Annotated in this window: 11 protein-coding genes; 3 read left to right on the top strand and 8 right to left on the bottom strand. The window is 70.5% G+C overall.

The window, feature by feature from the left end:
* On the bottom strand, positions 1 to 576 hold a 576-nt coding region (locus AB0C29_RS23925), incomplete at its 3' end, for an AAA family ATPase (RefSeq protein ID WP_360823940.1).
* 175 nt (positions 577 to 751) lie between these two features.
* On the opposite strand from AB0C29_RS23925, the gene AB0C29_RS23920 reads away from it, so the two are divergent.
* Entirely contained in the window at positions 752 to 1,213 is a 462-nt protein-coding gene (locus tag AB0C29_RS23920) for an SRPBCC family protein (protein ID WP_360823937.1), read from the top strand.
* Between the two features lie 3 nt (positions 1,214 to 1,216).
* Here the strand turns inward: AB0C29_RS23920 and AB0C29_RS23915 are convergent, their stop codons facing one another.
* Positions 1,217 to 1,660, bottom strand: coding sequence for a nuclear transport factor 2 family protein (locus tag AB0C29_RS23915; RefSeq protein ID WP_360823934.1), 444 nt, complete (start codon positions 1,658 to 1,660; stop codon positions 1,217 to 1,219).
* Between the two features lie 91 nt (positions 1,661 to 1,751).
* On the opposite strand from AB0C29_RS23915, the gene AB0C29_RS23910 reads away from it, so the two are divergent.
* Positions 1,752 to 2,336: a helix-turn-helix domain-containing protein gene (locus AB0C29_RS23910; protein ID WP_360823931.1), complete on the top strand. Its 585-nt coding sequence runs from the start codon at positions 1,752 to 1,754 to the stop codon at positions 2,334 to 2,336.
* A gap of 50 nt (positions 2,337 to 2,386) precedes the next feature.
* Here the strand turns inward: AB0C29_RS23910 and AB0C29_RS23905 are convergent, their stop codons facing one another.
* The 5 genes from AB0C29_RS23905 to AB0C29_RS23885 all read right to left on the bottom strand — a co-directional run bounded on the left by AB0C29_RS23905 (position 2,387) and on the right by AB0C29_RS23885 (position 6,937).
* Complete coding sequence (locus tag AB0C29_RS23905) at positions 2,387 to 5,335, bottom strand: family 16 glycoside hydrolase (protein ID WP_360823928.1); 2,949 nt, start codon at positions 5,333 to 5,335, stop codon at positions 2,387 to 2,389.
* 170 nt (positions 5,336 to 5,505) lie between these two features.
* Positions 5,506 to 5,763, bottom strand: a complete 258-nt coding sequence (locus AB0C29_RS23900) for a hypothetical protein (protein WP_360823925.1) — start codon at positions 5,761 to 5,763, stop codon at positions 5,506 to 5,508.
* Between the two features lie 14 nt (positions 5,764 to 5,777).
* Entirely contained in the window at positions 5,778 to 6,188 is a 411-nt protein-coding gene (locus AB0C29_RS23895) for a PPOX class F420-dependent oxidoreductase (protein WP_360823922.1), read from the bottom strand.
* A 9-nt stretch (positions 6,189 to 6,197) separates the two neighbouring features.
* Positions 6,198 to 6,515: an antibiotic biosynthesis monooxygenase gene (locus tag AB0C29_RS23890; protein WP_360823919.1), complete on the bottom strand. Its 318-nt coding sequence runs from the start codon at positions 6,513 to 6,515 to the stop codon at positions 6,198 to 6,200.
* A gap of 17 nt (positions 6,516 to 6,532) precedes the next feature.
* A complete protein-coding gene (locus AB0C29_RS23885) occupies positions 6,533 to 6,937 on the bottom strand; it encodes a hypothetical protein (protein ID WP_360823916.1) in 405 nt (134 codons plus the stop codon).
* On the opposite strand from AB0C29_RS23885, the gene AB0C29_RS23880 reads away from it, so the two are divergent.
* A complete protein-coding gene (locus AB0C29_RS23880) occupies positions 6,936 to 7,196 on the top strand; it encodes a hypothetical protein (protein WP_360823913.1) in 261 nt (86 codons plus the stop codon). The two genes, AB0C29_RS23885 and AB0C29_RS23880, sit on opposite strands and share 2 nt — an antisense overlap.
* A gap of 82 nt (positions 7,197 to 7,278) precedes the next feature.
* Here the strand turns inward: AB0C29_RS23880 and AB0C29_RS23875 are convergent.
* Positions 7,279 to 7,659: hypothetical protein (locus AB0C29_RS23875; RefSeq protein WP_360823910.1), on the bottom strand; the 381-nt coding region annotated here is incomplete at its 5' end.

Here is a 7,659-nt window from a genome sequence, read left to right as displayed (position 1 = left end):
GGCGAATCCCGCGACGGCGGGCACCTCGGACGCGCCGACTCCCCGGGCCGCCAGCAACGCTCCGGCCTGCTCGGCGGTCAGCGGCGCCAGCTCGAACACGGCCAGCAGCTGGGCCCAGCCGGGATCCACCGACCACTCGACCTCGGGCCGGCCGCGGCCGCTGAGCACCACGAGCGCGCCGTCGGCGAGGCGCGGCAGGAACCGCTCGCGCAGCCAGCCCTCGAGCCACTGGCACTGCTCGAAGGAATCGACGACGAGCACAGCGGAACCGTCCTCGAGCACCGCGGCCGCCGTCTGCTCGAACTCCTGCGGGTCCCGGGTGACGAAGCGCCCGTCGACCTCGACCACGGACCGCCCGGCCTCCCGGGCTGCCTGCACCCACAGCCGGGTCAGGGTCGACTTGCCGATGCCGCCCGGCCCGTGAACCCAGAGCACGGCGACGGGCGAGTCGCCGGACAGGGCGGCCCGGAACACCGCGAGCTCGTGCTCCCGGCCCACGAAGGCCCGGGCGCGGGCCGCTTCCAGCCGGCGGGCCAGGCCACGCCCGGCCGAGCCGGCAACCGTCTCCGACCGCATGCTGGGCTCCTCCCGGGCTGATCCGCCGGCGCGATTGTCCCAAACGAGCGGCCCGGTGGACACGGCTGGACCCCGCTGGACCCCGGTGCCCGCTTCCGGACGGACCGCGATCGGGCCGAGAGTCGAGGTGAGCGACGGGCACCGGGCCCGGCGCCGGCCCGGACAGGAGACAACCATGACCGGTACGCCCACACCCACCATCGACGAGAACGCGCCCGTCATCGCCAGGCACAGCATCGTCATCCAGGCCCCGCTGGACGTTGTGTGGCGGGTGCACACGGACCTCGAGTCCTGGCCCGAGTGGCAGTCCGGCGTGGGCAGCATGGAACTGCTCACGCCCGGACCCTTGCGGCCGGGCTCGGCGTTCCGCTGGCACGTCGAGGGCCTGGACATCACCTCCACCGTCCGGCAGGTCGTGCCGCAGCACCGGCTGGTCTGGGGCGGCCCGGCCAACGGCATCGTCGGGGTGCACGTCTGGGAGTTCACCGAGCAGCCGGACGGCGGGGTGCTGGTGCACACCGAGGAGTCGTGGAGCGGGGCGCCGGTCGAGGCCGACATCCCGTACGCGCAGCAGGCCTTGGACGCCTCGCTGAGCACGTGGCTGGACAACCTCCGGATGCGGACCGAAGCCTCCTGATGTTCAGGTGAGCTTGGTGAGGGCGGCCAGAAGTTCGTCGAGGTGGCCGCGGACCCGGGCGGTGGTGAGGTGGTCGAAGTAGTCGCGCGAGCTGATGATCTGGCCGTCGCGGACCCGCAGGACGAAGATGCCCGGCTGGACGAACGGCTCCCCGGTTTCCGCGACAGTGCCCTGGTATTCGAACTCCGCGACGATGACCTCGGGATCGGTGGTCTCGTGGATGGTGATGTTCGTGGCCCGGCGGTGCAGCCGGGGGCCGGTGCCGGTGGGCCGGAGGTGCTCACGAAGCTCGTCGCGGGTGCGCAGCGCCGGGGCGCGCAGCGGGTCGAACGGGTGCCGGACGTCGGTCTGCTCGGCGTAGAGGCCGGGCAACTCGTCCCATCGCTCCTCCGCGACACCGTGCACGAGGGCCAGGAAGACCTCGCGCGGGCTCTGGGGCCGGCCCATGGAATTCTCCTTGTCGTCGACGACGCGATACGATCCGGAGTGCTCACTCCGACCTTACGGAGTCAGGACTTCGGAAAGCAAGGAGCTCGGCATGACCCGCAGCGCAGGCGGGCGACCGCAACGCGTTGATGCGCGCGCCAACCGCGGCCGCATTCTCGACGTCGCCGAGGAGGTCTTCGGCCGGGGCGGTGAGACCGCGTCGACCGAGGAGGTCGCCCGGCTGGCCGGCGTCGGCATCGCCACGGTCTTCCGCCACTTCCCCACCAAGGCGGCGCTGCTGCAGGCCGTCCTGGTGCGGCGGTTCGAAGGGCTGCGTGAGCAGGCTGAGGTGGCCTTGAAGAGCGCGGATCCCAGCAGTGCGTTCTTCGATTTCTTCCGCCACCTGGTCGCCGACGCGGCGACGAAGATCGCCATCGGTGTGGCGTTGCTCGACGCGGGCGGCGACAGCGGCGGTGCGGCCGTTGAGGCGTCGAACGAGTTGCGCCGAGCCGTGGGCGCGCTGCTGCGGCGCGCCCAGCAGTGCGGCGCGGTCCGCGACGATGTTGAACTGCCCGAGGTCTACGCCCTGCTGGTGGCGACCTCGCGGGCCGCGGCGCACAGCGGTCTCGACGAGGAGATTCGGGACCGGACGCTCGCCATCGTCTTCGACGGCCTCGCTCCCCGCGGGCAGGTATAGAAAGAACCGGCCCCGGCGACATCGCCGGGGCCGGTCAGGGACGACTGTCCTCAGCGGACGGGTTCGATCCACACGTTGCGGTACTGCACCTTGTTGCCGTGGTCCTGCAGGCGGATGGCGCCGGTGGCCGGGCCCTCCGGGATGTTGCCGCCGGTGCCCCGGGGGATCTCGACGTTGTCCTGCACCTTCTTGCCGTTCCAGACCAGGCTGACGCGGGCGTTCTCGGTCTTGGCGCCGGCCGCGTCGTAGCGGGCCGCCCGGAACGTGATGTCGTACTTCTGCCAGGTCTCCGGCGCGGTGGCCGCGTTCACGTCCGGGGCTTTGATCGTGTAGATCGCGCCCGCCTCGTTGTTGTCGAGCGTCGTGTCCCCGTACGAGTCGAGGATCTGGATCTCGTAGCGCTCCTGCTGGTAGACGCCGCTGTTGCCACGGTTCTGCCCGGTCACGTCCGGGGGCAGCAACGGGACCTTGAACTCGACGTGCAGTTTGTAGTCGCCGAACGCGTCCTTGGTGCGCAGGTCACCACAGCACACCTCGGTCGCCCCGCCCGCGACGGCCGGCCATTGCGGGAGCCGCCCGTCCGTGTGCAGCCAGTTGTCGAGGCCGTGCGCGTCGAACAGGGTGATCCGCTGGCCGGCCCGGCGCACGCTGATCAGGTCGAGGTTGACGTGGCCCGTGTCGAGGGCGTCGACCCGGTACTGGATCGTGTTCAGGCCCTTGCGCAGGGACAGCTTCTCCGTGGCGGTCGCCCATTCGTCCCAGGTGACCGTCGACGGCAGCGAGACCTGGCGGACCTTGCGCTCGTTGACGTGCACGCTCACCGTCTTGGTGCCGCTGAACGGGTTCGGGCCGTTGGAGTAGCGCAGGCCGACCTCGTAGTCGCCGGCCTTGTCGACGGTGACGTGCATGGTGGTCGAGGAGTTGAGCGAGCCGAAGCCGGCCGCGAAGCCGATGCCGGAGTAGCCGCGGTGATCCGTGGCCAGCCCGGCCCCACCCTCGCGGTTGCCCTCCTCGGCCTCGTAGTAGACCTGCTGCGCCTGCGCACCGGGGACCTCGTTCATCGTGTACCAGGCCTCGGTGCTCCACAGCGTCTCACCGTCACGGGCACTGAACGGGCGCGGCGAGCGCAGGTGCACCACGCGATCGCGACGCAGCCCGGCCACGGTCAGCGTGACGGTCTTGCGATCGCTGGAGACCTTGGCCGCGGTGACCGGCAGCGTCTCCTTGTCCACTTCGGGGCCGCCGTACTGCGCGGTCGCCGCGTACCGCCACTGCTCCACCTTGTACGCCGTCGGCAGCGCGGTGACAGTCGCGTCGGACAACGGCTTGGTGTATTCGATCTTGAATCCGGTCTCGGTGGCCTTCATCGTCTTCATGTCGAAGACGTCCTTGCCGTTGGGGGTGAGCTTCTGCAACCCGAAATGCAGCTTGCCCTCCTGGCCCCAGTTGCCCTCGGCGCCGAGCCCGCCGAGATAGATCGCGCCGTCCGGCCCGATCGACACCTCGTTGATGCCGGCCTCCAGGCCCTGGGTGTGCCGGAAGACCGCGCCCTGCTCCTGGCCGTGCACGGTTTCCAGGTACGCCCGCTGCAGGCCGCCGTAGGTGACGTCCCCGATCAGCAGCTGCCCCTTGTGCGGCCCCGATTTGAGCAGCACGGGCGTGCTCGGCGAGTTGGCGATCTGGTTCTGTGGCAGCCACAGCACCGGCCGGGTCACCGGTTCGGCGTCGAACGGGCCGTCCGGGTTGGTGTAGTGGTTGTAGAACGCACCCTGCTTGATCTTGAGCAGCTTGGACGACGGGAGCCAGCCGCCCTGGTTGTCGGTGACGTAGAGGTCACCGCCGGGCCCCCAGCCGATGCCGTTCGGGGTGCGCAGGCCGCCGGCCACCGTGGTGACCTTGCCGGTGCGCCGGTTGACCACGATGCTGGTGCCGCGACCGCCGACCGGCTGCGGATCCGTGGTGGCGCCGCCGAGGTTGATCGACACGGACAGGTTGAGGTAGAAGTTGCCGTCCTTGTAGAGCAGGCCGAACGCGAACTCGTGGAAGTTGCCGCCGAACGGCCACACCGCCACCGTACGGCGGGTGTCGAGCACCTGGTCGCCGTTGGTGTCGCGCAGCTCGGTGAGCTCGTGCTTCTGGGACACGTAGACCATGTTGTCGACCACCGCGATGCCCATCGGCTCCTTGAGCCCGTCGGCGATCTTGCGGTACGTGACCTTGTCGGGACCGGTCTTGCCGGTCACCTTGTCGACCAGGTAGACCTCGCCGGCCACCTTGTCGGAGCCGCCCCAGGTGCTGAGCACCATCTTGCCGTCGGGCCGCCAGGCGATGCCGGTGACCTGCGGCTCGAAGCCCGGCGGGCGCAGGTCGGTGAGGTCGTAGCCGGGGTGCACGGCGGTCAGCGGCAGCCCGTCGCCGGGAGCGTCGGTGCCGGCGACACACTCCTTCTGCCCGGGTGCGGTCACCCGGACCACGCCGGCGTCGGTGCTCAGCGCGCTGGTCGGCACGACCGCGAAGTCGTCGGCGCCCGGCGGCCGCCAGGCGAGGGTGAGCTGCTGGCCGCCGTTGCGCTCGAAGTGCTCGACCCGCACCGGGTGCACGCCCGCGGTCAGGTTGACGGCACCGTCCTTGGGCTCGGCGCCGTGCAGGCCGTCATGGTCGACGACGAGGGTGTCACCGACCCACAACTTCGAGCCGTCGTCACTGGTGAGCCGGAACGTGTAGGCGCCGTCGGCAGGCACGGTGAGATTGGCCAGCGCGTGCGTGACGAAGTCGTCCTCGAGCCCGAACTGCTCGGCGGTCGACCAGTCCACTGTGGGCATCAATTTGTCCACATTGGGGGTCTGGCCGGGCTTGAGCTCACAGACGCGGTTGAGGGGCAGGCCGATGTGATAGGTCCGCAGCGTGACGCCTGGCTCCTGGGGCGGCAGGTCGGCGGCATACGCGGGTGCGGCGGTGAATGTTCCGATGAGTAAGGCAGCCACTAGCAGACGTTTCACGGCGCTCCCCTGTTACCAGCTCACTTCAGAGACGTGAACATCCTGATCCACTTTCGACGCCACGTCCATATCTTCTGCCGTATGTAATCCAACTTTCCACTCTGGAGACAAAAGTTTTCACGCAGCCGAGGTCCAAGAGGTCAGCCGCGAGATAGCGGCGCAGAGCTGGACTATCGGGCTCTCTCGGCCCAGATGTGGCCGCCTTCGACGCTCACACCCGGGATCCCGTCGAACATGCGCGCAGGGTCGGCCAAGCTCGCGACGCAAGCGAGCAGGTCGTCCCCGAGCTGCCCGCTCGCCGTCGCCAGGTCGTCTTCCTCTTCCGCCCAGTCGATGGCGGCCTCGCCGAGCCGCTGCACCGCAAGTGCGGCGACAGCCCCAGCGTCCTCGATCGTGACGGTCAGCCGGCAGTGCACCTGCACAGGCACCGGCCGGCCAGGGCTCACTGCTCGCGCATCTTTCCCCAGCCGTGCCAGCGTTCGACCGTCATCAGGGTGCTCACCCGCGGGCTCTCCCTGTTCGGGTAGTCGCTACCCATGTAGTGCCGGGCCAGCCGGTCGATGTCGCGCAGGCCCTCGTCCTCGGTGATCGGTCCGACGCGGCCCTGGAGGCTGACGTGGGTGTACCAGTCGTCCTCGGCCAGCACCGTCAGGGAGATCCGCGGGTCCGCGCGCAGGTGCTTGAGGCGGGCCCGGGTCGCGTCGAGGCCCAGCAGCACGCGGCCGTCGTCCTCCAGCAGATACCAGGTGGCCACGGTCACCGGGCGACCGTCGGCGGCCACCGTGGCCATGACGGCCGGGTTGGGCCGGCGGAGGAGGTCGAGGACGGCGTCGGGCATGGGAGTGGTCGGCATGTGACCAGCCTAGATCCGTCCCTGGTCCAGGCCTTTGGCGGCACCCGGGGCGAGGAACTCGACCCGGGTGCCACTGAGCAGGGGATCCTTGCGCGCGTGGAAGTCCCGGACGTGTCCGGCCTGCTCGTGGGCCTGGAAGGCGTCACGGTCCCGGTACACCTCGTAGAACACCCGGGCCAGCGGCTCACCCTCGACCGCGGCCGTGGCGTAGATGAGCGTGCCCGGTTCGCGTTCGGTGATCTGCTGTACCACCACGGCGGTGAGCTCGTCGAAACTGGCCGCCGCGGCCTCGTCCCGGCATTCGAACCGCACCACGAGTGCGAACACGTTGACACCTCCGTGCGTCAGGGGTGGAAGACCACCTCAGGATTGTGCGGGGTGGGGCCGTCCAGCAGCGGCCGGGGCACGCCGCGCAGGTGCCGGTCGAAGAACGCGGTCACGTAGTCGCGCACGATCCGCGCTGTCCGGTCGCCGGGCAGGGGCGAGCCGGTGTCCGGGAGGTCGGCCTGGTCGGCCAGCACCGCGGTGTCGCTGAAGTTGAGGTGCCCGACGCCGGTGACGATGAGCCAGCGCTTCCAGCCGTCGAGGCGGCTCCAGGCAGAGTCCCACGTGTCGTCGGTGCCGCCCGGGATGTGGTCGGGCTGGCCGAGCAGCAGGAACGGGCGCCCGTCGAGGCCGCCGGCGGGGACCGGGGCGAAGAACGTGCCGTCCATGTTGATGCCGGCCCGGACGCGACGGTCGACTGCCATGGTCGCCGACGCGGCGTTGCCGCCGATCGAGTGGCCCGTCGCGGTCCGCCAGGAACAGGCCGGCCTCGGTGGTGGTGAGGTACTGCGCCGGGCGGCCGGAGTGGGCCGTCGCCGGGTAGAACATCGACACCATCAGTTCTCGGGATCTGGCGGGCACCCGCGGGTCAGACCGGGACCGGTCGACCAGGTGCAGGACATCCCGGCCGACGGCGTACGGCCCGGACGGCCCGGGCAGCGTGAACGCGGTGTCGGCGGCTGATGGACCCGATGGGGCGAGAGCGACAGCGGCCGCCGCAACCGTCAGCACGAAGGTTGCGGCAGCTCGGGCACTACTCCCAGGCTCAGTCCGGGACGTGCTGGACGGCCACCACGCCGGGCATCGCCATCATCTCGGCCGCCAGCCCGGCGAACAGCCCGGGGCTGGCCAGCTCGACGCTCCAGTGGCTGGGCAGCTTCTCGGCGACCGCGGAGTCGACCCGGCCGTGAGCGCAGTACGGGCTCAGGAAACCGGGCGCCCGCGGGTCCCCGGCGAAGCTCGGGCTGCCACCCAGGCCGCGCCAGATCGCCGCCTGGGCCAGGTTGCGCTGGTCCTCGGTGGCCTGCCGGTCGATGAAGACCCGGGCCTGGTCGCTGGTCCGCGCGCTCGGCGGGTCCACGATGCCCGCCGGCACCGTCGGCGTGCACGATCCCGGCCGCAGCTGTTTGATGACCAGCGCGTACAG

Source organism: Actinoplanes sp. NPDC048791 (assembly GCF_040650095.1).
Lineage (GTDB): Bacteria > Actinomycetota > Actinomycetes > Mycobacteriales > Micromonosporaceae > Actinoplanes.
The sequence above is the reverse complement of the archived record's forward strand: the minus strand, read 5'-3'. Positions and strand labels throughout refer to the sequence as shown.

What these genes read in the sequence shown, in the direction of transcription:
- AB0C29_RS23910 (WP_360823931.1), top strand. Translation starts at nt 1,752, where the DNA reads ATGACCCGCAGCGCAGGCGGGCGACCGCAACGCGTTGATGCGCGCGCC.
- AB0C29_RS23920 (WP_360823937.1), top strand. Translation starts at nt 752, where the DNA reads ATGACCGGTACGCCCACACCCACCATCGACGAGAACGCGCCCGTCATC.
- AB0C29_RS23880 (WP_360823913.1), top strand. Translation starts at nt 6,936, where the DNA reads ATGGTCGCCGACGCGGCGTTGCCGCCGATCGAGTGGCCCGTCGCGGTC.
- AB0C29_RS23885 (WP_360823916.1), bottom strand. Translation starts at nt 6,937, where the DNA reads ATGGCAGTCGACCGTCGCGTCCGGGCCGGCATCAACATGGACGGCACG.
- AB0C29_RS23915 (WP_360823934.1), bottom strand. Translation starts at nt 1,660, where the DNA reads ATGGGCCGGCCCCAGAGCCCGCGCGAGGTCTTCCTGGCCCTCGTGCAC.
- AB0C29_RS23895 (WP_360823922.1), bottom strand. Translation starts at nt 6,188, where the DNA reads ATGCCGACCACTCCCATGCCCGACGCCGTCCTCGACCTCCTCCGCCGG.